Source organism: Peribacillus sp. YIM B13472 (assembly GCF_042788005.1).
Lineage (GTDB): Bacteria > Bacillota > Bacilli > Bacillales > DSM-1321 > Peribacillus > Peribacillus simplex_E.
The window spans coordinates 45,570-69,116 of the sequence record NZ_JBHZPG010000024.1 but is presented as its reverse complement, the minus strand read 5'-3'; the positions used below and the strand labels follow the sequence as shown (position 1 = coordinate 69,116).

Genomic DNA, 23,547 nt, shown 5'->3' with positions numbered 1-23,547 from the left:
GGACTCATCAATATCTTTCTTTTCAGATAGTTTACCTTATGCAACATAGTTATCTATCACTTACTTATATAAAGCGATACAAAAAGGTTGCTATAGACCCACCCATTTTTAAGTTGATATGATATTCAGGTACTTAATTGTGGGGGGAAGTTGAATGGAAGAACAAAAATATAATGACCTCAAATTAGGCGAACGTGGTGCAATCATTAGTATAATTGCTTATATTTGTCTATCAATCATGAAACTGGTTATAGGATACATAAGCGATTCAGCGGCCTTGAAAGCGGATGGTTTGAACAACACGACTGATATTATCGCGTCCATTGCCGTGCTGATCGGTTTAAGGCTAGCTCAAAGACCCCCCGATAAAGATCATGGTTATGGTCATTGGAAAAGTGAAACGATTGCTTCGATGGTAGCTTCATTCATCATGTTTGCTGTTGGTGTACAAGTTTTAATAGATGCAGTTGCTTCCATGCTTAAAGGTGGAAAGGAATCACCTGACATTATTGCAGGGTATGTAGGTGTTTTATCAGCAATAGCCATGTATTTTGTATACCGATATAATAAAAAGCTTGCTATAAAAATTAATAGTAAAGCCGTTATGGCAGCTTCAAAAGATAATATTTCCGATGCTTGGGTAAGTATCGGAACAGCTATTGGGATTTTCGGTTCCCAATTAAATATGCCTTGGCTTGATTCCCTTACTGCCATCATTGTTGGATTATTAATATGCAAAACAGCCTGGGATATTTTCATTCAAGCCTCGCATGAACTTTCTGACGGATTTGATGAAAATAAAATTCATCTATATAAGGATGTAATTACAAATGTGGATGGAGTCAAGGGGATAAAAGAAATTAAAGGGAGAAATTACGGGAATAATGAAGTGATAGATGTTGTCATCCTTGTCAATTCTACCTTGGATATTAAAGAAGCACATGATATAGCGACGCATGTAGAGAAAGTGATGATGAAAGATCATGGAGTGTATGATGTTCATGTCCATGTTGAGCCCAATTAATTCTCTCTCTTTTTTATGAGCATTAATAAAAAAGGGAATAAAATGGCTTTACAAACATATGAATAATATGCAATCATTAATTCATTACATTGGAAGGAAAAGGTACCTCATACAATGAAGCAGTAATCTTATCAAATAAACAGTAAATCTAAATCTATATCAATGGGTGTAATCGGTTAGATATGTTCAATGAAAATACGCGTCACTTTGTTTACCGGATTTATTGGTGAGTAAAGTGAATCACTTTGTCATTTGAACAAGAATCTTTTTAGATACCCATGTGAGATTTTTTATGATTATGTTTAGAGATGGGATTCGTCTGTTCGTTTATAGGTACTAATTCATATACAACTACTTTATCTGTTATCAAATCAGATGAGGTATATTTTGTTTATGTATATAATTTAGTAACAGGCGATCTCTCTCTAGAAAAATGGAGGGGGATTTTTTTATGTTATTTTTAAAAGCGAATGATTTAAAGAAAAGCTACGGGAGCCGTGAAGTTCTTTCTGTAGATACACTTCATCTTTACAGTCATGACCGTGTTGGTTTGGTTGGCAGGAATGGAGAAGGTAAAACGACCCTGCTTTCTATACTAGCGGGCGTGAGGGAACCCGATTCCGGTCATATCGAGAGCTTTGGAACAGTCAGCTATATCCCGCAGCTGGAAGAAACTGAACGAGAAATAAGCGGGATATTAACGAGCATATGGAAATTGCCCAATGAGGATCAAGAAAACATAAGCGGCGGCGAAATTACTCGAAAAAAAATCGCCGCAGCTCTGTCTTCCAATGCGGATGTATTGATTGCGGATGAACCTACCAGTCATTTGGATATATCCGGAATTGAACAATTGGAAAAGGATTTAAAGTCTTTTAATGGCGCTGTTTTGCTTACCTCACATGATAAAGCATTCTTGAATCATCTGTGTACAACAATATGGGAAGTTGAGCAAGGCAAGGTTACGGTATATGAAGGGAATTACGAAGCGTATATCAAACAAAAGCAAGCAAAAACAGAAAAGGAAAATAAGCAATATGAAGAGTATACCCGCGAAAAGAACCGGTTGAAACAGGCTGCACAAAACCTCCAAGCCAAATCTGATTCAATTAGGAAAGCCCCTAAACGAATGGGCAATTCAGAAGCAAGGCTCCATAAACGGAGCTCCGGGAAACAGAAGGCGAAATTGAACCGTTCTGCCGAAGCGATCGAAACTCGGATCGAAAAATTAGCAAAAAAAGAAAAACCGAGGGAAGATCCCCCCATCATCTTTGATATTTCAGAATTTCCATCTTTGCATAGCAAAAGGGTCATTCGATTTAATGGCTGTTCCCTAAAAGTTGGATCAAGGATGCTGAAGCAACATATTTTTGGAGATGTCCCCTTAGCTTGCAGACTCGCCATCAATGGTCAAAATGGTTCAGGAAAATCGACATTACTGAAAAAGATAGTAGAACGGCACACAGATTTATATGTCGCAAAGCCGGCAAAGATTGGGTTTTTTGCCCAACAACAAGAAAATTTGAATGAAAGTAAAACGGTTCTCGAAAATATATTGGAGGACAGTCCCTACAATCAAGCCTTTATTCGTACGCTATTATCACGATTATCTTTTAAAGGAAATGACGTTCACAAACAAGTATCACTTTTAAGCGGTGGGGAAAGAGTCAGGGCTTCCCTGGCAAAAGTTTTTTTGGGAAATTATAATGTACTGGTTTTGGATGAACCTACAAATTACCTGGATATTCATACTAAAGAGGCTTTAACCGCAGTGTTAAAAGCATATCCAGGAACGATCGTTTTTGTGACTCATGATCGTTCATTGATCCAATCTCTTGCAACACATTCACTTTCATTTGAAGATGAACCTCCGAGAGTAAGTGCCATCAATCAGGAAGTAACTAAAACGGCTACAAGCAAGGATGATCATCAAGATAAACAGGCTGAGCTTCTTATGATTGAAGTGCAAATAGTCGAGACACTTGGTAAACTGTCCAGTGTTATGAAGGAAGAGGAAAAAGAGGAATTGGATAGGGAATACCTCAAACTCTTGAACAAGAAAAAGGAGCTTGAAAATTAAGTGCAACATATTAAGATCCCACTCAAACGAGAGGGGCCTTTTCTTGGATAAAGAGCGGTTAAAGTGGAGAGATATTTTACACTTTAAATACCAATAAATTGGAATAGTGAAAAATAATGAAAAAAAAAGATGGTAATGTTAAAATTAACCAACTGGATGTGAAGGGACTTATCTTGATTGGCATTCAATGAGATAAAATAAATGAAATTTAGAAGGAGAAAGTAAGTAAGAAAGTAAGAAGGGGGGCAATCATGAAACCACGTATTACTGTCATTACATTAGGTGTGGATGATTTGGAAAAATCGCTTGAATTCTATCGGGATGGCCTGGGATTTCAAACAGAAGGAATAGTGGGCAAAGAATTTGAGCATGGAGCCGTTGCCTTTTTCGACCTGCAAGAAGGCCTTAAGCTTGCCATATGGAATCGCAGGGATATAGCTCATGAGGCCAAGGTTCCTTTGTCTCCGACAAGTCCTACTGAATTTACCCTTGGTCACAATGTAGGCAGTAAAGAGGAAGTGAATATTGTGTTGGAAAAAGCAAAAATAGCTGGCGCGATCATAACCGATCCGGCACATGACACTTTCTGGGGAGGATACTCTGCACACTTTCAAGACCATGATGGACACCTTTGGGAAGTTGTTTGGAATCCGCAGTGGGATGGTGAATAGAATCATGTTTAGAGGGGCGCCGAGGGAGGACCACCCGCGAAAAGCGAATGCCTGGAGTGAAAATCAACGTTCAAATTATAAAAGCCATAAAAAACTGTAGGCAAAATCGATTTTCATCAAGTTTGCCTACAGTATGAAACAAGTACTTTACCTAGGGGTTCTGTGCTTGTTTTTTATTTATGAACTCTCTGCTTTTTGCAATCAATTCATTATTCTTTTCAATCGCTTCGTTATTACTGTATTTCACCTGATTAACGGTATCATTATCTTCCATGTATTCAAGCAGCAGGTCTACCGCTTTATCCATCAGTCTTTCGATGGGGATACCTCTTTCTTCAGCCAAATTAGCTAGTCTATTAGTCAAGTACGGATTGAGGGGAATGTTTATTGGTTTTCTCTTTTCAGAATTGATAGGCCGTTCCACCTTCAGTCTTTTAATCTATCATATACCTTTAATTGAGGGTTAACAAATATAGTGTAGGGAAATGTATGTAGGCTTTGGTTCGTCTTGGCACTCAATTCTGGAAGTGAAATGTGATTTCAAAAAAGAAAGCAGGAAATTGGCAGTGATCAATTTTCCAGTTTTCTTTTTTTTGTGCACTTGGGGAGTCACGAGAAGGGTTTGCGCCTTTTTTATCAACAGCGGATTTATAACTGCACTATGTGTTCTTAGATTTCAAAGTCTACAACACAAACTATATTTTCAATAAAAATATTGACATAATCAATATAACGTTATAATGTTTATTTATTGTAATTGTGTGTTTTTTCAGACTTTTAATAAAAGGGGGAAAAGTTATTGAATAATTTTATGGGGTTACTCGAAATGAAAGTGCTTCCAGTTGCAAATAAAATTGGTTCTCAAAGACATCTGCTAGCGATCAGGCACGGTGTTCTGGCAACACTTCCACTGACGATCATTGGATCATTCTTTGTTATTTTGTTGAATTTTCCAATCAATGGATATGATGAATGGATTGCACCTTATCGTGCCGCTTTGGATGTTCCGTTTCGGTTTACAGTGGGAGCAATGGCTTTATATGCAGCTTTTGGGGTGGGGTCAGCGCTTGCAGGACATTATAAATTAGATCAGCTCAGTGCAGGCCTTCTATCAGTCTTAGCTTTTCTGATTACATGTGTTGTGCCTACCCAAGTCATGGAATCCGTTCCAGGAGTAATAGAAGCCGGTCGCTGGTTACCTATCAGCTCTTTAAGCGCAGCCTCTTTATTCGGTGCAATAGTAACATCCCTGATTTCCGTTGAGATATTTCATTTTTTGATTAAACGCGATATAAAAATCAAATTACCGGAAAGCGTTCCGCCAATGGTTTCGAATTCTTTTGCAGCCCTGATTCCAACATTGGTCGTGGTCCTTCTTTTCTGGGGCATTCGTTATGGTTTGGGCTATGACATTAACTCGATCATCACTACTTTGGTGTCACCTCTCAAAAATTTATTGGTTGGTAATAGTTTAATAGGAGGTTTGCTTACAGTCTTTCTCATCGTTTTCTTTTGGTCGCTTGGTATTCATGGACCGGCAATATTGGGTCCAATCATACGGCCGATGTGGGATTCGGCGATTCTCGAGAATATGGATGCATTTGCAAGAACGGGTAATGCGGCGAATTTGCCCAATCTATTTACCGAACAATTCATTCAATGGTTCGTCTGGATTGGCGGGGCGGGATCGACATTATCACTTGTTGTACTATTCCTATTTTCAAAATCGAAGTATTTGAAAGAGCTTGGTAAACTGTCCTTTGTTCCAGGGATTTTTAATATTAACGAACCTATCATTTTTGGAGCGCCGATTGTCATGAACCCCATTTTAATGGTTCCATTCATCGTTGCACCTTTGGTAAATGTCATCGTTTCTTATACATTCTTTCAATTAGGGTTAATACCGATGATAATGGCTAAACTGCCGTTTACGGTCTTTAGTCCAATTGCCGCTGTCATCAGTACAAATTGGACAATCATGGCCGGGGTTCTCGTTTTATTGAATTTTGTCATCTCATTAATGATCTATTTTCCATTTTTCAAGATGTTCGAGAAGCAGCATCTACGTGATGAAAATAAAATAGAAGCTGGACCGGAAGAAAAGAAAGCGGGCATTAAATATGCTTGAAATAATATTCGCAATTCTATCATTTGTCGGGTCACAAATCATTTTTTCCCGTACTCGGCTAGGTGAAAGTTTAACACCATGGAAATCGGTTGGCCTGTCTATTTTAATCATTAGCTTTTCTATCTTTCTGTTTACAGCAATGGGATCGACTTATTATTTGATTGTCATTGTACCAACGATTATTTGTTCTGTAATAGTATCCTCCCGCTACCGTGACTATTTAATGGGATTACAAGCTAAGCGGGCTCAATGGAAAGAAAGTAGACAAGGAGTGAATGAAAGCTTATGAGAAGATTAGGGATTTCAATTTATCCGGAACACTCTACACCGGATAAAGACAAGCAATATATTAAACTTGCCCATAGTTATGGTTTTGAACGAATATTCACGTGTTTATTATCGGTTTCAAAACCATATGAAATTGTCATGGAAGAATATAAAAATATTATTTCTTATGCGAAAGAACTACATATGGAAGTCATACTTGATGTTGCTCCAGCTGTTTTCGATAAGTTTGATATTAGCTATGATGATTTAAGTTTTTTCGCAGAAATGGGAGCTGATGGCGTTCGTCTGGATCTCGGGTTCGATGGCTTGAAAGAAGCTAAAATGACCTATAATCCTTATGGATTGAAAATCGAATTGAATATGAGTAATGATGTTGATTATTTATCGAACATTCTGACGCATCAGGGGAATGAAAATCAAATCATTGGCTGTCATAATTTCTATCCCCAAAAATTCACAGGTCTTCCTTACGACTTCTTCATCGCCTGCAGTAAACGGTTTAAAGAACATGGCATTCGTACAGCTGCATTCGTTACTTCACAAACCGGTGATATAGGTCCTTGGAGTATAAATGATGGATTATGCACATTAGAACAGCACCGTGAACTTTCAATTGATGTACAAGCCAAGCATCTATGGGCAACGGGTTTAATTGATGATGTCATCATTGGGAATGCTTACGCGAGTGAAGAGGAACTAAGAATGCTGGAGGCCTTACAGCGTGACATGATTGAGTTGAAAGTGGAACTCCATTCGGATGCGTCACCAATTGAGCAAAAAGTTGTGCTGGATGAATTACACCTTCGCCGTGGTGATATCAGCGAGTATATGGTCCGTTCAGTGGAGGTCCGAAAAAAATATGCGAATGAAGATTTTGCAGTCCGGGAAAGTATCCCACAGCGCAAAGGGGCCGTTTTCATCGGCAATGATTCTTTTGGAAAATACAAAGGCGAACTTCAAGTCATCTTAAGGGATATGCCATTGGATGAACGTAAAAATGCAGTCGCCCATGTTGTAAAAGAGGAACTTTTTTTACTGGATTATATTAAACCATGGGGCACATTTAGATTGATTAAATAACCTGACCCTAATTTATAAGGAGGAATAATGATGAATATTTTATTATGCTGTTCTGCAGGTATGTCCACTAGTCTTTTGGTTAATAAGATGGAGAAAGCAGCGGTGGAAGAAGGATTGAGCGTAAAAATCCAGGCTGTTGCCACTATGGAAGTAAGAAACCATATAAATGAGGTGGATGTTATTCTTTTAGGCCCTCAAGTTCGGTATCAACTTAATGATATAAAGAAAATAGGGGATGAAAAAGGAATACCTGTAGATACGATAAATCCAATGCATTATGGAACTTGTAATGGCAAGGAAGTATTGCGTACGGCCCTCCAATTAATTTCAAAATAACATACTATCAAAAGGAGTGGTAAAATGACGAAAACAAAAAAGGATCTATCAGAATTATCATTTCAATTAATTCTCCATAGCGGGAATGCCCGCAGTTGTGCAATGGAGGCCATTGCCTTGCAAAAACAAGGTAAATCAAGCGATGCCCAGGATAAATTAAAGGAAGCGGAACATGAGTTTGTTGCTGCACATAAAATCCAAACCGCATTGATTCAACAAGAAGTGAATGGTGAGAAATTCGATATTCCAATGCTCTTGATCCATGCTCAAGATCACTTGATGACTTCCATGACAACAAAAGATTTAGCGATAGAAATCGTGGAATTACACAAGAAAACACAAAAGAACTAACAATATTCAGGAGGTTGCTGCGGCAGCCTTTTTCTTATGTTCATAACGTGTGAACTTCAACGAGAAGGCGGAGATATCCTCCTTCATGAACCTAAGTTAAATGAATATGGAGATTAGGGTCACTCAAGATTAGGATTCTCCAAAAATTTAAATTATACTAGGTTCATGACAGTAGCAATAGATACTGTCACTGATTAACGAAGGGTAGTCATGATAGAAAAACAAACAACTAATTAGCAAGCGCAATCATTTTATAAAAGGGGAGAAAAACATGCAAAGAGTCAATCTAACTGAAGATCTTAGTCTTTCACGCATTGTACACGGTATGTGGAGATTGGCAGATTGGAGATTTTCTGCCGAGGATATCCTATCTCTTATTGAACACGGAATGGATCGGGGCGTCACTACATATGATCACGCCGATATATATGGAAGCTATACGTGTGAGGAGATTTTCGGGAACGCACTTTCATTAAAGCCTTCATTACGCGATAAAATGGAGATCGTTACGAAATGTGGCATCGTTCTTCAATCAGAAAACCGTCCTTCCCATAAAAGTCACCATTACGATACTAGTAAAACCCATATCATAAAGTCTGTTGAACAATCCCTTATGAATCTTAAAACGGATTATATTGATTTATTACTTATCCATCGTCCGGATCCCCTGATGGACCCGGCGGAAACGGCTGAGGCGTTTAATCAATTAAAGGAATCAGGAAAGGTCCGGAACTTTGGAGTATCGAACTTCAAAAAACCGCAATGGGATATGCTCCAATCATATCTAGACTATCCGCTTGTGACGAATCAGCTGGAGCTTTCGGCATACAATCTTGAAAACTTCGAAGACGGAACCTTGAACTTATGTCAGGAAAAGGGCGTTGCGCCTATGGCATGGTCACCGCTTGCAGGAGGCAGCATCTTTGAGGAATCGAACGAAAAGGCTGTCCGTTTAAGAAAAACGTTAGAAACCGTGAAAGAAGAAATCGGTGCCAATGGAATAGATGAAGTGATGTATGCCTGGCTATTGAGGCATCCCGCAAAAATCATTCCAATCGTTGGGTCCGGTAAGAAAGAACGGTTGGACAGCGCCATTGATTCACTAAACTTAAGCATGGAAAAAGAGCAATGGTTTAACATATTTACTAGCTCGATGGGACATGATATCCCGTAATGAATTGTACCTTTGAACAAGAAACCTTGCCTTCATTAATGGGGACCTCCGTAAAGAGGTCCCCATTCCAGTTTGTCTACAAACTGAAGTCTTTGCTCATTAGAGTAAAGGCTTCTTTAATATTCTAAAAAAACACCGTTATTTGATAATTCAATAATTTTAGCTTCTTCAATTAAACCTTGGTCAACTTGACACTCATTCTCTTAAAATAAGGACTATGTATTGTCTCTTTATATCTTTTGATAATTTAAAAATAGTATCAAGTTGGTTAATAAGTAATATAATGAGGCTTTTACGCATATAAAGAAAAAACACTATGTTCTCTTAATAGTCCATACAGCAAATCCTTCCTCCGCTTGTGATTTTATTGTGAGATTTAAGAAAAATGATAGGTAGAAGGTGACAAATATGGAAGCAATCGTCCTAGCTGCTGGATATTCCAGCCGAGCGAATGCATTTAAAATGACTTTGCCGATGGGGCAAATGAGCGTGTTGGAGCAAACGATCTCTAAATTTGAAGGATTATGCAGCAGGGTCATCGTCGTAGCTGGATTTCAAGCAGAAATCATCCGAGAGGAAATTGCCAAAATCATCAGTGAAAATGCCTATTCATTTCAGATCAAGTTTGTTTATAATGAAAACTTTGACCAGGGAATGTTTCATTCCATTCAAAAGGGCTGTAACGAAGTGAATGCCCCAACCTTCTTTATAACACCCGGCGATTGTCCGCTTGTAAAAAAAGAGACTGTTCAGCTACTAGCAAAACACAAAGGAAAAGTTGTTATTCCGAGCTTTGACTATAAAGGCGGCCATCCCATTAAATTATCAAGCGTAGTGAAACAGAAAATTCTCGAAACCAATCCAGAAGGTAATTTGCGTGTGGTCCTGGGCGGTTACGAAAAGCAATACATGAATGTAGATGACGCGGGAGTATTAATGGATGTTGATACACCGGAGGATTACCAAAAAGCCATTGATTATGATAATGCTTTAAATTTCTCGAATTAAAAATAAAAATAAAAACTACGAAAATCTTGAATAGAAATGAATCATAAAAGATCATTCTCATTGATAAAATCATTGGAAGAGGTTTCTATTCAGAATATGTCCCATTAAAAAAATGAGTCGAAGGGTGTTGTTGCAATGAATCTCAAAGACATAAGCACCTCAGTGCCCAAAAAGGACCATAAAGGTAAAGTATCGGGCCAGTTGCCCTATATTAGTGACGTAAAAGTGGAAAATATGGTTTATGGTGTTTTGTATCGATCGCCAATTGCTTATGGAAAAATCATATCCATTCAATTACCTAATCTTCCGGAAGGGTATGAAGCTGTTGGAGCAGAGCATATCCCCGGACCGAATTATGTCAAAATTATCAAAGAGGATCAGCCCATTTTTGCCAATGAGTGGGTCAATTATATTGGTGAGCCAATTCTCATGCTCACGGGCAAAGACCTGGATATCCTGTACAGTTTGTTAAATGAAGTGAAGGTTGAATTTGAAGAACATCAGGCTATCTATACATTGGACGAAGCGATCAAGCAAAAATCAGTATCCTTAGTTTTGGCAAGCTATGAATTTGGGGAAAACTTAGAAAACATTTCAGCTATCGAGCAGGGAGCCCATCAAATCATCGAAGAAGAATATGATACGGGTTATCAGGAGCATGTCTATCTTGAGCCGCAAGGAATGCTCGCCGTTTATAAGGATGATGAAATTGTCGTCCAGGGATCGATGCAATGTCTTTATTATATAAAAAATGCATTGTTAAGCGCATTAGCCTGTGGTGACGATGAAGTCAGGGTTGTTCAAAGTCCTACCGGCGGAGGTTTTGGCGGCAAAGAAGATTATCCTTCTATGATGGCTTGTCACGTAGCCGTTGCCGCAAGAGCAGTAAAAAAATCGGTAATGCTCGTGTTCGACCGTTCTGAGGATATGCTGGTAACGACGAAAAGGCATCCGGCCAAACTCAAATATCGGACGGCCCTTGATAAGGAAGGAAATATTTTAAGCATGTGTGTTGACATCTTTCTCGATGGAGGGGCAAATGTTGGATTGAGCTCTGTCGTGCTGCAGCGCGCATTATTAAACAGTGCTGGTGTTTATAAAATTCCGCATTTTCATGCAAAAGGCTATGTCTTAAAAACCAATACCGTTCCGAACGGCGCCTTCAGAGGCTTTGGTGCTCCTCAAAGCTTTGCCGGAATCGAAAGTCATATTGGACATCTTAGTAAACTTGCAAAAATCGACCCGCTTGAATATAAACGAAAATACCTCGTCAAACAAGGAGACCCCACCATCACCAAAGGTAAATTCCGCGACCCGATATTAGTGGAAGATATGATTGAGGACGTACTCAACGTGTCAGAATACAACAAGAAAAAAGAAGACTTTCAGCGCTTAAATCAACAAAATCAGCGCTATAAAAAAGGGATAGGAACTTCGCTGTTCCTCCACGGCTGTGGATTTACTGGCAGTGGCGAAAGAGATCATATTAAAGCAAAGGTGAAACTGGTTAAATCAAAGGACGACCAGGTATCACTAAAAATCTCAAACTCTGATATGGGACAAGGTATTTTGACGACGTTGTGTAAAATTGTCGCCAAAGAACTTAACCTCCCGTTCGAAGATATTTTGTACCCTTATCCCGACACAAAAGAGGTTCCCGACTCGGGTCCGACCGTAGCTTCCAGGACGACGATGATTGTCGGAAAATTGCTTGAACGGGCCGCAAAAAAACTTAAGAATCAGTGGCAAACAGGGGTGGAACAGGAAGTGGTTGAGCACTATGTTCACCGTGAAATGATTCCTTGGGATGAGAAAACCTTCACTGGAGATGCGTACCCGGCTTATTCATGGGGCGTTAATATCGTTGAAGTAGAAGTTGATACGTTAACAGGTAATTTAAAGTTAGAAAAAGTATACGGCAATTATGAAGTTGGGAAGGTCATCGATGAACGGATTATGAAAGGCCAAATTGACGGTGGTTTGGCTCAAGGGCTAGCATACGGTTATCTGGAAAAGATGACGTCAAAACAAGGTAGAATCCAACAAAAAAGCATATCGGATTATGGACCGCCGACTTCCTTGGATATTGTTTCAATTGAAAGCAAGGTCTTTGATAACCCCTATGCTGATGGTCCATACGGGGCGAAGGGCGCAGGTGAATTGACTTTAATCGGAGGCGCTCCAGCAGTCCAAGCTGCAATTGAGGATGCCCTGCACACTTCTTTTCAGCAAATTCCGATTACACCGGAAGTCATTATTGAAAGTCTTTGGATGAAAGAAGGTGAAGAGGGTTGATTACATTCACACTAAATGGAAGAACGGTAGAAACTGACGCCCCTGCTACAGCAAGATTACTAGATTTATTAAGAGATGAGTTTGAGTTAATCGGAACAAAGGAAGGCTGTGGTGAAGGGGAGTGCGGAGCCTGCAGTGTTTTTGTGAATAACCTCCTGCAAAACAGCTGCCTTATTCCAATTGGCTCTATTGCTGGTGCCGATATTCAAACGATCGAAGGCATCATTGAAACAGAACAATTTAAAATTTTAGATGAAAGCTATTCCATAGCCGGGGGAGTGCAATGCGGCTATTGCATACCGGGAATGATTATGGCAAGTGCAGCTTTGTTATCTGAAAATCCTCATCCTTCAGAGGCTGAAATTCGTGAGGGCATCTCCGGAAATCTGTGCCGATGTACGGGCTACAATATGATTGTTGATGCGATTAACCTAGCAGCTAAAAAAGGTGATGGCTTATGATAGAGAAAATAACAGCGTATCGCTTCGAGCGTTTAGACGAAACTTTGAGCCAATTGAATAGAGAAGATTGTGCAATCATAGCCGGAGGCACCGATGTTATGGTTCTTCACAAAAGTAGAAGGGGAGTACCTCCAAAAATCCCTAAACCGATTGTTTTTATTAATCATCTTTCCGAATTAAAGCAGGTGTATCAACATCACAAGGATCTCCACATCGGGGCCTGCTGTACCTATAGTGAATTACTTGAAAATCCGTTGATTCCTTTTGCTTTAAAGAATGCAATTAAAACAATTGCTGCCCCGGCAATTAGAAACCGGGGAACATTAGGCGGTAATATATGCAACGCCTCTCCAGCCGGTGACATGCTTCCTTTATTATATGTATACAATGCAAAGCTTCTGTTGCGTTCCGTAAATGGTGATCGCATGGTCGCGATTAGCGATTTCATTCAAGGTCCACGACAGGTTCAACGCTTTCACAATGAAATGGTAACGGAGATTATTCTTCCGTTTGTATTAGGAGATTCACATGTCGTTTTCGAGAAAGTCGGCAACCGCAACGCAGATGCCATTGCCAAAGTATCGTTTGCGGGTTTCGTCCGGATAAGCAAAGATCGAATCGATGACATTCGATTTGCCTTCGGGGCGGTCGGACCTACGATGGTTCGTTCCATTGATATTGAGAGGAAACTGGTTGGAAAAACGATACCATTAGCCGATGCAGACATCGCTGAAATTGTGGCAGCCTTCGATAAGATCATTAGACCAATCGACGATCAACGCTCCACTGCGGCTTACAGAAAAACCGTCGCGTTACATCTTTTACGTTATTTTCTTAGCATGAAGCAATATCAACCAAATTAATGTTTAAAGATAGGGGGGAGCTTTTCATGCAGTTGATGGAAAAAGTGTCCATGCTGACGCGTCAAAACGAAACCTTTGCTTTAGCCATGATTATTGAATCAAAGGGCTCGACTCCCAGGCATGTTGGAAAAATGATTGTCTACCGGGATGGTACCATTGAAGGGACTGTCGGAGGGGGCTTGGCTGAACACTATGTGATCGAAGATAGTGTAAAGGCGATCCAAAATGGCCAATCGAAAATCGTTGAATATAAATTGAATAAACATGCAAAAGACGGAATTCAGATGAATTGTGGCGGCACGTTACGGGTCTTTATTGAAGTCTATACAAGCAGGCCTGAACTCATTCTGGCTGGGGCCGGTCATTTAGGCCATGCGTTGGCAAAGCTTGCTGATTTCCTTGAATATCCTTATTGCATTGTCGATGATCGCGTTGGTTATTGTACAAAGGAACGCTTTCCGAATGCGGCAAACCTTTTTGTGAACGAGGATATTGGAAAGGCTTTGCTCGCAGCCAACCTAAATGAAAAATCATATGTGGTAATTGTTACAAAAGATTGTGATGATATTGTATTAAAAACGGCACTGCAATTTCCGATTGCATATGTTGGGATGGTTGCCAGTAAACGCAAGGTCATAAGCATATTTGAAAAGTTAAAAAGTGAAGGGGTCACGCAAGAACAGTTGGAGCAGGTCCATTCTCCAATCGGATTGGAAATTGACTCGGAAACATCAGAAGAAATTGCCATCAGTATTATCGGTCAAATCATCAAATTAAGCAAGGAAAAAAAGCCTGTAAAAGTGAAACAATTAATTAGATAAGTAGAAAGGTCAGATAAAGCTAAAATCAAAATATATAATAGACAATGGGGTCAGTCCCCACTGTGTTAAAGTATTAACTCAGTGGGACTGACCCTTTTTCTTTGATAAAAGCTAGAAGCAGGCCCTTGCCCTTCAGAGTGGGCCTTTTGTCGTTTTGATTAATTCATTAATATGGTAGAAATATTTTACTTTATATGCTACTACTATCATACTATACACAAAGGAAAACTCCTGGAGGGATTTTGTATGGGGATAGTAGATGGACTTATGGGAAACGGGTTCCGGTGCAAAGATTACATCCATTGGAAAGAGGTTTATAGATTCCTATAGAATCAGCTATTATACAGCCATTCCAAATAGTGATGAATGAACTTCACTTGATTTTGGACAGACTTGTTCTGTAAAGTAAGCTGTCCTTTTTTAATGATTGTATCGTGCATAACATAGTTTGAAATGATAGCTGATAGGCAGTGCAAGTATCCAAAAGCAAATTTAACCTGAAGAAAAGAAGTGAATGAAATGGCTGAGCCTTTAAAGAATTTATATAATGAAATGTTCATTCGTGAATTCGGTGAAAAAGTAAAGGGTGTCCATCCGTCCTTCTCTACTGAATCGTTTATAGGGGAAGTAATTGATGAGCATTGGGACGAGAGGAAGTTAAAAGAACGAATAAGGCACATTTCCATTACTCTTGGAAAGTATCTTCCAAGTGATTATCAAGAGGCTTTGGATATTTTGTATCGGCTTGATAAGGATTGTGAGGGTTTTAGATATTTATTTTTCCCTGATTTTGTCGAGGTACATGGATTGAATAAGAAAGATTGGCCGTTATCGCTAGATGCGTTGGAGCGTTTTACAGCAAGGTCATCCTCCGAGTTTGCAATCCGTGCTTTTATCTTGCTTGATCCCGTTTTAATGATCGAGAAGATGAAGGAATGGACCAATCATGATGATGAGCATGTCCGCAGGCTGGCTAGTGAGGGATGCAGGCCCAGGTTACCTTGGGGCCAATCTTTACCGATGTTCAAATCCGATCCGGCACCAGTACTGGAATTACTTGAGAACCTGAAAAACGATCCGTCCCTATATGTTCGCAAAAGTGTGGCCAATAACTTGAATGATATTGCCAAAGATCATCCGAAAACCGTAATAGAAACAGCCAAGCGCTGGTATGAAAGCGGAGAACCCAACACGATTTGGATTATTCGACGGGGATGCAGGACTTTAGTTCGTCAAGCAGATCCAGAAGTCCTATCTTTATTTGGATACACGGATATATTGAATAATCCGAATTTCATTACAAACGCATTTATTAGAAATGAACCAGACTCGATTTTTATTGGGGAAACGAGTGAACTTCATTTCGGTTTTCAAGTTCAAGAAAAGAACACTGTGAAACTTCGCATCGAGTATGCCATCGATTTTGTGAAAGCAAATCAGAAAACTTCCCGTAAAATTTTCCTATTGGCAGATAGGGATTTCTCAGATGGTGAAAGAGTTGAAAGAGTGAGGATTCACAATTGGAAAGACCTGACGACACGTCGACATTACATGGGAATTCATCGAATCTCCCTTCTCGTAAACGGAGTGGAGGTTGCAGAAACGCATATCAAACTAAACGCTGAAGGATAAAGGATCTTAAAAAGTATGGGAGTTCTTGATTAATTACATGAGTACCAGCACTTATAACTGACAAAAACGAGGAGCCTAAGAGTTCCTCGTTTTTAATTATTTCCTGATAGTGACATAGTGCAAAATATTCATGCTTTCTCTCATATACGATTGGATTGATATCACAGTAAAAAGCATGCCCTCATGTTTATATCAAATCCAAAAAAGTTGGATAGCTCCGGTTGCTGCGCAAATTATTAATTAACAATGCCAGGAAAACGTTTATCACAGCAACAGTTAAAACAGGTGAAACATCTATACTGTCAATAACAGTTGATAATCAATCCTTTTAAAGTGAGGGAAAAAGTTCTTGACAGAACCTGTACGTACAGGATAATATGAAAGCGTATACAGAACCTATACGTACAGGTTATAAAAACAACTATATTTTGCTTTCTAGGGAAAGGAAGTAGTGAAATGGGTAAATACACAGAACCAGCAACGGATTTGCTTCAACATGTCGGAGGGAAAGAGAATATTGCGACGGTTACGCATTGTGCGACAAGAATGCGTTTTGCTTTGAAAGACCCCTCCAAGGCGGATGTAACGAATATCGAATCGATTAAGCTTGTGAAAGGAACGTTTACACAAGCTGGACAGTTCCAGGTCATAATCGGGAACGAAGTATCATCGTTTTATAATGAATTCGTTTCCATAGCTGGACTTCAGGAAGCGTCAAAAGAAGATGTGAAAGAAGCAGCTAAACAGAATATGAGCTGGCTGCAGCGTATGATTGCCCATCTTGCGGATATTTTTACCCCGCTGATTCCTGCCATAGTCGTTGGCGGACTCATTCTTGGATTCCGCAATATCATTGGCGATATTAAAATGTTCGATGATAGCACAAAGACCCTTGTGGATATTTCACAATTCTGGTCAGGAGTACACGCCTTCCTTTGGCTGATAGGTGAAGCTATTTTCCATTTTCTTCCTGTTGGGATTACATGGTCCATCTCTAAGAAAATGGGCACGACTCAAATTCTCGGCATCGTCCTTGGTTTGACATTGGTTTCTCCACAACTTCTTAATGCATATGCAGTGGCAAACACAAAGGCAAGTGATATACCTTTTTGGGATTTCGGTTTTGCCCAGGTCGATATGATCGGCTATCAGGCTCAAGTCATCCCAGCGATACTTGCAGGGTTCGTCTTGGCGTATTTAGAACGGTTCTTGAGAGATAAAGTGCACAATTCGATTTCCATGATCGTCGTTCCATTTTTCGCTTTACTTCCAACTGTAATCATTGCCCATACCATTTTGGGGCCTTTAGGCTGGAAAATCGGTTCTGTCATTTCTACGGTTGTATATTCCGGATTGAATTCATCAGTTGGCTGGCTATTTGCTGCAGTTTTTGGCTTTGCCTATGCACCGCTTGTCATCACGGGACTGCATCATATGACAAACGCGATCGATCTTCAGCTTATGAGTGAACTTGGCGGTACGAACCTATGGCCGATGATCGCATTATCCAATATTGCACAAGGAACGGCAGTGCTTGCGATGATTTACATCAACAGAAAGGACCAGGAGGAAAGGCAAGTTTCCATACCCGCTACGATTTCATGTTATCTCGGTGTAACCGAGCCAGCCATGTTCGGGATTAACCTGAAATACGGCTTTCCGTTCTTAGCCGGTATGATCGGTTCACTTTTCGCAGGCATCGTTTCAGTCGGATCTGGAGTAATGGCAAATTCCATCGGTGTTGGAGGGATCCCGGGTATCCTATCCATCCAGCCACAGCATATGGGAATGTTTGCACTCGCGATGTTGGTTGCTTTCGTTGTGCCATTCATTTTGACTATCGTATTCTCCAAACGTCCTAAAATGAATTTGAAAACAAGAACGAAAACAACGAAATTAGATGCTTAATAACGCGGAGGGAGAGCATTCTCCCTCTTTTTTACCATACTGGCAAAAGAGACATCAGGGATAGCAGGGGAGGAATCACAATGAAGGATTTTAAAAAAAGTACCATCTATCAAATTTATCCGAAGTCATTTAAGGATTCGAACGGTGACGGCATCGGGGACATAAATGGTGTTATTGAAAAACTTGATTATCTGAATGAACTGGGAGTGGATTATATTTGGCTGACCCCTTTTTATCGTTCACCTCAGAATGATAATGGATATGATGTAGCGGATTATACATCCATTGATCCTGTTTTCGGGACGATGGAAGATTTCGAAAGATTGGTGAAGGAAGCTAATTCGCGGGATATCCAAATCATGCTGGATATGGTATTCAACCATACATCAACAGAGCATGAATGGTTCCAAAAAGCATTGGATGGAGAGAAAGAATATAAGGACTATTATATTTTCAAGAAATCGAAAGATGGAGAGCCCCCTACCAATTGGACTTCGAAATTCGGAGGCCCTGCATGGGAATATGTAGCGGAACATGATGAATACTACCTTCACTTGTTCGATCGGACCCAAGCTGATCTTAACTGGGAAAATCCAAGAGTAAGGCAGGAAATCTTCAATGTAGTAAACTTCTGGATGGATAAAGGTGTCAAAGGATTCCGTTTGGATGTGATCAATCTTATTTCGAAACCTGATCTCTATGAAAATGACAATGATGGAGATGGACGATGCTTTTATACAGATGGTCCCAAAATTCATCAATTCCTTAAAGAGATGAATGAAGAAACATTTGGGAAGGATGCAGAGGTGATGACTGTAGGGGAAATGTCATCGACGACCATTGACCATTGCATCAAATATTCATCTCCAGTTGAAAAGGAGCTGTCCATGGTATTCAGTTTCCATCATCTAAAGGTGGATTATAAAGATGGGGAAAAGTGGTCACTTGCAGATTTTGACTTCAGGAAGTTAAAGGAAATCCTAAGCAGCTGGCAGTATGGGATGCAAGAAGGAAATGGATGGAATGCCCTGTTCTGGTGCAACCATGACCAGCCGAGGATCGTATCCAGGTTTGGGAATGATCAAGAGTATCATAAGGAATCTGCCAAGATGCTGGCAACAGCCATTCATATGCTTAGGGGAACCCCTTATATTTATCAAGGGGAGGAAATAGGAATGGCCAACCCGAAATTCAATGATATTGGACAATATCGGGATGTGGAATCGATTAATTATTATAATATTTTAAAAGAGGCAGGCAAGGATGAAAAGGAAATAATCGAAATTCTTCAAGCTAAATCCCGTGATAATTCTCGAACTCCCATGCAGTGGGAAGATACGGAGCACGCAGGCTTTACAAAAGGGACGCCATGGATTTCAGTGCCTGATAATGCTAAGAACATCAATGCTGAACACGCAATGAAGGATCAGGATTCCATTTTTCATCATTACCAAAAACTTATATTCTTACGCAAGAAACATGATATCATTGCATATGGGGACTACCAGGAAATTCTTGGCGACCATGACCAATTATTCGCTTATGTTCGCGGTTATGAAGACGAGAAACTTTTGGTCATCAATAACTTTTATGCAAATGAAGCGTCCTTCGAGATTCCAAAAGATATTGCCCTATTCGGATACAACTCAAAGCTCCTGCTCTCAAACTATATCGATTCGAAAGAACTTGCAGGTGATTTTATCCTACGTCCCTATGAATCGGTTGTCTATTTGTTGAAAAAGGACAAGTAGCAGACTAAGAAAAATATATTGTGGTGATGAAATGAACAGCAAATATCTATCGCTATATGGTGATATCGTTTCAAAAATTGAAGAAGGAATCTTTCCGACAAATTCAAAGCTTCCTTCCGAAAGCAGCCTCATGGAAGAGTATGACATATCCAGGGATACTGTGAGAAAGTCATTACAGTTGCTTGAACAAAATGGATATATCCATAAAATCAAAGGCAAGGGTTCATTTGTCTTGGATTTCAGCAAATTTAATTTTCCTGTAGCAGGGTTGATTTCCTATAAAGAAATGGTGGAAAAGTTGAATTTGCATTCCAAAACGATCATCTATAAGTTGGAGCTTGAGACCCCTGATTCAAACATGACCAAGCTTCTGGACTTAACGGATGGTGGTAAAGTATGGAAAGTGTGTCGGGTACGGCAAATCAATGGCAAAAAAATCATACTGGACAAAGACTATTTCAAAAGCGAGTTCGTAACTAACCTGACGAAGGAAATTTGTGAGGATTCGATTTATGGATATATCGAAAAGGAACTCGGACTCCAGATCGGTTTTTCCAATAAGGAAATTACCGTGGAGCCATGCAGTGAAGAAGATAAACAATTATTGGACATTGAAGACTTCGATATGGTGGCAGTTGTGAAAAGTACTGTCCATTTAATCGATGGAAGCTTGTTTCAGTATAGCGAATCCAGGCATAGACCCGATAAATTCAAGTTTACGGACTTTGCACGAAGGACTTGGTGAAGGCTAAATGTATTTGATGACTGGCAGGCTAAGGATGAAATGAAAAAACAATTAGTTTGCCAAGGAAAATGCTGTAGAATTATATGGAAGGGATGGACTGATTCATGAAAGTTCAACTTCATTCAAAAAGAAAAGGTCGCCGTGGCGGCCTTTTCTAATGCTGTTCAAGGTATCATGTTTTTCTTATAGACATCGAATTGGACTCTTTTTATTTTGAACGAGTGGGGGAGAGGAGGAGGATCATCAAACCATTAGTTTGACGATCCTTCTGCTTGTTTGGGAGTATGGGAAGCATTTAGTAAAACCACTCCACCAATGATTAATACTAAGCCACCTAATGTAGTGATACTAAATGGCTCACTCCATAATAGTACGCCAATTAATGCCGTTAAAGCTGTGCCTATTCCTGACCAAATGGCATATGCTAAGCTTAACGGAATTGTTTTAAGACATATAGATAAGCTATAAAATGCAATTCCAAATCCTATTATAACCCCAAATGAAGCGAATAAATGCGTGAATCCTTCAGACAACTTAATCATGGTCGTACCAAATACTTCGCTTATGATAGATATTCCTAAAGCTATGTATCCTTTCATACTATAACCTCCGATTACTAAATTGCTAATGAGTGCCTCCACTTGAGAGCTTCAAAACCACCACTCCTCCAATGATCAGGACTAAACCTAAAAGTTTTTTCACGTTAAAGCTTTCTTTATAAACGATAACTCCGACTAAAGCAGTTAAAGCTGTGCCTATTCCCGACCAAATGGCATAAGCCGTTCCAAGCGGTATGGTTATTAATGATAACGACAGGCAATAAAAAGCCAAACCCATTCCAATTACCACACCAATGGAAGGGAATAACCTTTTAAACCCGTTTGATACTTTTAACATCGAACTGCCAAACACTTCACTTAGGATGGCTATTGCCAAAAATGCATAAGGATTCAAGATGAACTCCTCCTAAATATTGATCTATTTTTCAATCACTTCCCCCAAGAATCTTATCATCTAAAGGACTCATATTAAACTAATACCACCTATAGTTAGTTTCATATTTTCTGTCATTGCAGTCACGCTCAAAATTAAGCTAATACACTATTAAAAGGTATTGATAGGGCCTTCCTTTTTGCATGAATGGAGAAATAACAATGTTCATTTAGAAATCTTGGATATTGGTAAGCTAAGGATATCTTCTAACTGATCGGAATTAGGTAAAATAGAAGAAACGCAAGGCATCAAGGCAATCAGAGGTGATGCGGGGTTAAATATATCACTGGATGGAAGTTTTTTATTGGATGCCTTAAAAGCGATAAAAGAAAAAGAGCTAAAGCTCAGTTTTGGTGGTCCAATGAAACCTGTCTTAATCGAACCAAGTGATAATTCCTCCTATCTTCATCTAATTTCACCAGTGAGAACATACTAAAGCGCAAAGACTGTAGGAAACGAATAACAGGGGTAAATCGCCAAACGGCAAAAGCAGATTAATGAAAGGACTTAAGACCGCCAATAAGTCGGATTTATCCTTACTGAGATTATTGATGTGAAATGAAGCCATGCGCAATTACACTTCATCCATGTCGATTTGTGCAAGAGACCTGAGAATATCCTACTCTTCATCTGTAATCGTACGCGGCTGTTAATCAATGACGCACATCTGGGTAACAGAATTTTTTTACTAAGAACGTTAGGAATAGGTAAATGGCAGATTATATAATTATTAGTCATTTTGGCTTGCTTGAGCACTGTAGGAAGAATCTCTTTAAAGAGGTTTATTTTAAAATAAACCTCGATAGAATATATAATATAAATGTGATCCAATAAGAGTAAAATACTCACGATTCGTTTTTAGTAGGATTTATTCTCCTAAGTCCAGTAAGGGCCGCTTCAAGTACTATACCTGAGCATTTAAGCCAATGGGTCTTTACAGAAGGTTCATTTTGTAACTTGGAAAAATAAAAAGATGAAGATATGCAGCAGAACCACGCCATGCTTTGAAATAAAATAAGAAAGGGGGAGAACAAGTCATCCACATGACCTGTTCTCCCTTTTGTTCTTAGGAAACCTCCACTTCAATCAGACAGTAAGGTCGATACGTGCTGCAGGGTAGTTCAATGTTCGCATCAAGCTTTTCTTAAATCCAATTTGGCTAAGAAGTATGCCTTTTTCCAAATGCAAAACTAATACAATAACTGCTAAAACGCCCTATTGAAATTAAAAACTATCCAGAAAGTGCTTTTAAAAATGAGTATAAATCAGTATATGTGCATCAGCTTAGTATCGCTGAAAGTCAAACCCAAAAAGGTTACGGTAAAAAACTAATGAATGAGGTCTATGAAATGGCTAAAAAGAACGATATAGATTTAATTGAATTGGATTATTGGTGTGAAAACATTGCAGCAAAAGAGTTTTATAAGAAACAAGACTTTAAAAAGTATAGGGAGTTCGTATTTAGACAGTTGTAAATCCTTTGAATGTCAATTTTCAAAGATTGATGGAAGGAATTAATAAAAACCCCGAATCGGGGTTTTTTTAATTAATATCTTAACATTCTCCTCGTAAAACTGGGGGATTGAGGAACTCCACAAACAAAGTTTTGGGAATAACACTCTTTCACGATACTTCGGGTATGCGGTATATATGTGGTGAAATGTTTATTCACGGTAGTTGTATGTGTCGGGTGAAAAACCGGAATCACAGTGTTAATGACATTAGTTTTAACATATTGCTTTGTCGGGGAGATTTGAGGTGGATTATACTGAGTAGGCATTCTGTGAGGTGGGCAATATTGTGGTGGACATTGACCGCCTTTCGGATGTCCCCAGGGCTTATTATACATTTAAACACCTCCTGGATTTTTTTGAAAGTCATAGTTAGTTTATGAAAAAAATTGATAAATGGACTGGTATAAATGCCTTTATCAAAATT

The 23,547-nt window shown here is 39.3% G+C and carries 24 protein-coding genes and 1 pseudogene; 20 read left to right on the top strand and 5 right to left on the bottom strand.

Going from position 1 to position 23,547, the window contains the following annotated elements; all coding sequences use genetic code 11:
- Positions 1-154: 154 nt before the first annotated feature.
- The 3 genes from ACFX4I_RS17810 (at position 155) to ACFX4I_RS17800 (ending at position 3,775) form a co-directional block, all read left to right on the top strand.
- A complete protein-coding gene (locus ACFX4I_RS17810; RefSeq protein WP_076368802.1) occupies positions 155-1,024 on the top strand; it encodes a cation diffusion facilitator family transporter in 870 nt (289 codons plus the stop codon).
- A 451-nt stretch (positions 1,025-1,475) separates the two neighbouring features.
- Entirely contained in the window at positions 1,476-3,104 is a 1,629-nt protein-coding gene (gene abc-f, locus ACFX4I_RS17805) for a ribosomal protection-like ABC-F family protein (RefSeq protein WP_377422058.1), read from the top strand.
- A 251-nt stretch (positions 3,105-3,355) separates the two neighbouring features.
- Positions 3,356-3,775, top strand: coding sequence for a VOC family protein (locus ACFX4I_RS17800; RefSeq protein WP_377422056.1), 420 nt, complete (start codon positions 3,356-3,358; stop codon positions 3,773-3,775).
- Positions 3,776-3,926: 151 nt separating this feature from the next.
- On the opposite strand, the gene ACFX4I_RS17795 is transcribed toward ACFX4I_RS17800, so the two are convergent.
- A complete protein-coding gene (locus ACFX4I_RS17795) occupies positions 3,927-4,199 on the bottom strand; it encodes a ribbon-helix-helix domain-containing protein (protein ID WP_377422055.1) in 273 nt (90 codons plus the stop codon).
- A 375-nt stretch (positions 4,200-4,574) separates the two neighbouring features.
- Between ACFX4I_RS17795 and ACFX4I_RS17790 the strand changes: the two genes are divergently transcribed.
- From ACFX4I_RS17790 to ACFX4I_RS17740, 11 genes are all read left to right on the top strand, one after another.
- On the top strand, positions 4,575-5,903 hold the full coding sequence (locus ACFX4I_RS17790; RefSeq protein WP_377422053.1) for a PTS sugar transporter subunit IIC: 1,329 nt from the start codon (positions 4,575-4,577) through the stop codon (positions 5,901-5,903).
- A complete protein-coding gene (locus ACFX4I_RS17785) occupies positions 5,896-6,192 on the top strand; it encodes a hypothetical protein (protein WP_377422051.1) in 297 nt (98 codons plus the stop codon). Before ACFX4I_RS17790 ends, ACFX4I_RS17785 begins: the two co-directional genes overlap by 8 nt.
- Complete coding sequence (locus tag ACFX4I_RS17780) at positions 6,189-7,271, top strand: DUF871 domain-containing protein (protein ID WP_377422050.1); 1,083 nt, start codon at positions 6,189-6,191, stop codon at positions 7,269-7,271. Before ACFX4I_RS17785 ends, ACFX4I_RS17780 begins: the two co-directional genes overlap by 4 nt.
- A gap of 30 nt (positions 7,272-7,301) precedes the next feature.
- Positions 7,302-7,607: a PTS sugar transporter subunit IIB gene (locus ACFX4I_RS17775; RefSeq protein ID WP_048685915.1), complete on the top strand. Its 306-nt coding sequence runs from the start codon at positions 7,302-7,304 to the stop codon at positions 7,605-7,607.
- 24 nt (positions 7,608-7,631) lie between these two features.
- Entirely contained in the window at positions 7,632-7,958 is a 327-nt protein-coding gene (locus ACFX4I_RS17770) for a PTS sugar transporter subunit IIA (protein ID WP_377422048.1), read from the top strand.
- 271 nt (positions 7,959-8,229) lie between these two features.
- Positions 8,230-9,132: an aldo/keto reductase gene (locus ACFX4I_RS17765; protein ID WP_098937086.1), complete on the top strand. Its 903-nt coding sequence runs from the start codon at positions 8,230-8,232 to the stop codon at positions 9,130-9,132.
- Positions 9,133-9,540: 408 nt separating this feature from the next.
- The gene (locus ACFX4I_RS17760; RefSeq protein ID WP_377422046.1) at positions 9,541-10,140 is read left to right on the top strand and encodes a nucleotidyltransferase family protein; all 600 of its coding nucleotides are present in this window, start codon (positions 9,541-9,543) and stop codon (positions 10,138-10,140) included.
- Positions 10,141-10,275: 135 nt separating this feature from the next.
- The gene (locus tag ACFX4I_RS17755) at positions 10,276-12,435 is read left to right on the top strand and encodes a xanthine dehydrogenase family protein molybdopterin-binding subunit (protein ID WP_377422044.1); all 2,160 of its coding nucleotides are present in this window, start codon (positions 10,276-10,278) and stop codon (positions 12,433-12,435) included.
- Entirely contained in the window at positions 12,432-12,896 is a 465-nt protein-coding gene (locus tag ACFX4I_RS17750; RefSeq protein ID WP_063576666.1) for a (2Fe-2S)-binding protein, read from the top strand. The genes ACFX4I_RS17755 and ACFX4I_RS17750 overlap by 4 nt, the downstream gene beginning before the upstream one ends.
- Positions 12,893-13,759 (top strand): FAD binding domain-containing protein, encoded by an 867-nt coding sequence (locus tag ACFX4I_RS17745; protein ID WP_063576665.1) that lies wholly within the window; start codon positions 12,893-12,895, stop codon positions 13,757-13,759. The genes ACFX4I_RS17750 and ACFX4I_RS17745 overlap by 4 nt, the downstream gene beginning before the upstream one ends.
- 26 nt (positions 13,760-13,785) lie before the next feature.
- Positions 13,786-14,580 carry an XdhC family protein gene (locus ACFX4I_RS17740; protein ID WP_377422042.1) on the top strand — a complete coding sequence of 265 codons (795 nt, stop codon included), beginning with the start codon at positions 13,786-13,788 and terminating at the stop codon, positions 14,578-14,580.
- A gap of 339 nt (positions 14,581-14,919) precedes the next feature.
- Here the strand turns inward: ACFX4I_RS17740 and ACFX4I_RS17735 are convergent.
- Positions 14,920-15,008 (bottom strand): annotated as a pseudogene (locus tag ACFX4I_RS17735) (IS6 family transposase); the annotation flags it as partial.
- Between the two features lie 91 nt (positions 15,009-15,099).
- On the opposite strand from ACFX4I_RS17735, the gene ACFX4I_RS17730 reads away from it, so the two are divergent.
- The 4 genes from ACFX4I_RS17730 (at position 15,100) to treR (ending at position 20,616) form a co-directional block, all read left to right on the top strand.
- Positions 15,100-16,212, top strand: a complete 1,113-nt coding sequence (locus tag ACFX4I_RS17730; protein WP_377422040.1) for a DNA alkylation repair protein — start codon at positions 15,100-15,102, stop codon at positions 16,210-16,212.
- Between the two features lie 456 nt (positions 16,213-16,668).
- A complete protein-coding gene (gene treP, locus ACFX4I_RS17725; RefSeq protein ID WP_377422038.1) occupies positions 16,669-18,120 on the top strand; it encodes a PTS system trehalose-specific EIIBC component in 1,452 nt (483 codons plus the stop codon).
- An 80-nt stretch (positions 18,121-18,200) separates the two neighbouring features.
- The gene (gene treC, locus ACFX4I_RS17720) at positions 18,201-19,871 is read left to right on the top strand and encodes an alpha,alpha-phosphotrehalase (protein WP_377422036.1); all 1,671 of its coding nucleotides are present in this window, start codon (positions 18,201-18,203) and stop codon (positions 19,869-19,871) included.
- 31 nt (positions 19,872-19,902) lie between these two features.
- Positions 19,903-20,616, top strand: a complete 714-nt coding sequence (treR, locus tag ACFX4I_RS17715; RefSeq protein WP_377422034.1) for a trehalose operon repressor — start codon at positions 19,903-19,905, stop codon at positions 20,614-20,616.
- Positions 20,617-20,867: 251 nt separating this feature from the next.
- On the opposite strand, the gene ACFX4I_RS17710 is transcribed toward treR, so the two are convergent.
- The gene (locus tag ACFX4I_RS17710) at positions 20,868-21,215 is read right to left on the bottom strand and encodes a DMT family transporter (RefSeq protein ID WP_377422032.1); all 348 of its coding nucleotides are present in this window, start codon (positions 21,213-21,215) and stop codon (positions 20,868-20,870) included.
- A 25-nt stretch (positions 21,216-21,240) separates the two neighbouring features.
- Positions 21,241-21,570, bottom strand: coding sequence for a DMT family transporter (locus ACFX4I_RS17705; RefSeq protein ID WP_377422030.1), 330 nt, complete (start codon positions 21,568-21,570; stop codon positions 21,241-21,243).
- 268 nt (positions 21,571-21,838) lie between these two features.
- Here ACFX4I_RS17705 and ACFX4I_RS17700 point away from each other — a divergent pair, with 268 nt between their 5' ends.
- Both ACFX4I_RS17700 and ACFX4I_RS17695 read left to right on the top strand, forming a co-directional pair.
- Entirely contained in the window at positions 21,839-22,045 is a 207-nt protein-coding gene (locus ACFX4I_RS17700) for a hypothetical protein (protein WP_377422078.1), read from the top strand.
- A gap of 766 nt (positions 22,046-22,811) precedes the next feature.
- Positions 22,812-23,084, top strand: coding sequence for a GNAT family N-acetyltransferase (locus ACFX4I_RS17695; RefSeq protein ID WP_377422076.1), 273 nt, complete (start codon positions 22,812-22,814; stop codon positions 23,082-23,084).
- 71 nt (positions 23,085-23,155) lie between these two features.
- On the opposite strand, the gene ACFX4I_RS17690 is transcribed toward ACFX4I_RS17695, so the two are convergent.
- Complete coding sequence (locus tag ACFX4I_RS17690) at positions 23,156-23,389, bottom strand: CotD family spore coat protein (RefSeq protein ID WP_377422075.1); 234 nt, start codon at positions 23,387-23,389, stop codon at positions 23,156-23,158.
- Between the last annotated feature and the right edge of the window lie 158 nt (positions 23,390-23,547).

What these genes read in the sequence shown, in the direction of transcription:
- ACFX4I_RS17810 (WP_076368802.1), top strand. Translation starts at nt 155, where the DNA reads ATGGAAGAACAAAAATATAATGACCTCAAATTAGGCGAACGTGGTGCA.
- abc-f (WP_377422058.1), top strand. Translation starts at nt 1,476, where the DNA reads ATGTTATTTTTAAAAGCGAATGATTTAAAGAAAAGCTACGGGAGCCGT.
- ACFX4I_RS17800 (WP_377422056.1), top strand. Translation starts at nt 3,356, where the DNA reads ATGAAACCACGTATTACTGTCATTACATTAGGTGTGGATGATTTGGAA.
- ACFX4I_RS17785 (WP_377422051.1), top strand. Translation starts at nt 5,896, where the DNA reads ATGCTTGAAATAATATTCGCAATTCTATCATTTGTCGGGTCACAAATC.
- ACFX4I_RS17780 (WP_377422050.1), top strand. Translation starts at nt 6,189, where the DNA reads ATGAGAAGATTAGGGATTTCAATTTATCCGGAACACTCTACACCGGAT.
- ACFX4I_RS17775 (WP_048685915.1), top strand. Translation starts at nt 7,302, where the DNA reads ATGAATATTTTATTATGCTGTTCTGCAGGTATGTCCACTAGTCTTTTG.
- ACFX4I_RS17770 (WP_377422048.1), top strand. Translation starts at nt 7,632, where the DNA reads ATGACGAAAACAAAAAAGGATCTATCAGAATTATCATTTCAATTAATT.
- ACFX4I_RS17765 (WP_098937086.1), top strand. Translation starts at nt 8,230, where the DNA reads ATGCAAAGAGTCAATCTAACTGAAGATCTTAGTCTTTCACGCATTGTA.
- ACFX4I_RS17760 (WP_377422046.1), top strand. Translation starts at nt 9,541, where the DNA reads ATGGAAGCAATCGTCCTAGCTGCTGGATATTCCAGCCGAGCGAATGCA.
- ACFX4I_RS17755 (WP_377422044.1), top strand. Translation starts at nt 10,276, where the DNA reads ATGAATCTCAAAGACATAAGCACCTCAGTGCCCAAAAAGGACCATAAA.
- ACFX4I_RS17745 (WP_063576665.1), top strand. Translation starts at nt 12,893, where the DNA reads ATGATAGAGAAAATAACAGCGTATCGCTTCGAGCGTTTAGACGAAACT.
- ACFX4I_RS17740 (WP_377422042.1), top strand. Translation starts at nt 13,786, where the DNA reads ATGCAGTTGATGGAAAAAGTGTCCATGCTGACGCGTCAAAACGAAACC.
- ACFX4I_RS17730 (WP_377422040.1), top strand. Translation starts at nt 15,100, where the DNA reads ATGGCTGAGCCTTTAAAGAATTTATATAATGAAATGTTCATTCGTGAA.
- treP (WP_377422038.1), top strand. Translation starts at nt 16,669, where the DNA reads ATGGGTAAATACACAGAACCAGCAACGGATTTGCTTCAACATGTCGGA.
- treC (WP_377422036.1), top strand. Translation starts at nt 18,201, where the DNA reads ATGAAGGATTTTAAAAAAAGTACCATCTATCAAATTTATCCGAAGTCA.
- treR (WP_377422034.1), top strand. Translation starts at nt 19,903, where the DNA reads ATGAACAGCAAATATCTATCGCTATATGGTGATATCGTTTCAAAAATT.
- ACFX4I_RS17710 (WP_377422032.1), bottom strand. Translation starts at nt 21,215, where the DNA reads ATGAAAGGATACATAGCTTTAGGAATATCTATCATAAGCGAAGTATTT.
- ACFX4I_RS17690 (WP_377422075.1), bottom strand. Translation starts at nt 23,389, where the DNA reads ATGCCTACTCAGTATAATCCACCTCAAATCTCCCCGACAAAGCAATAT.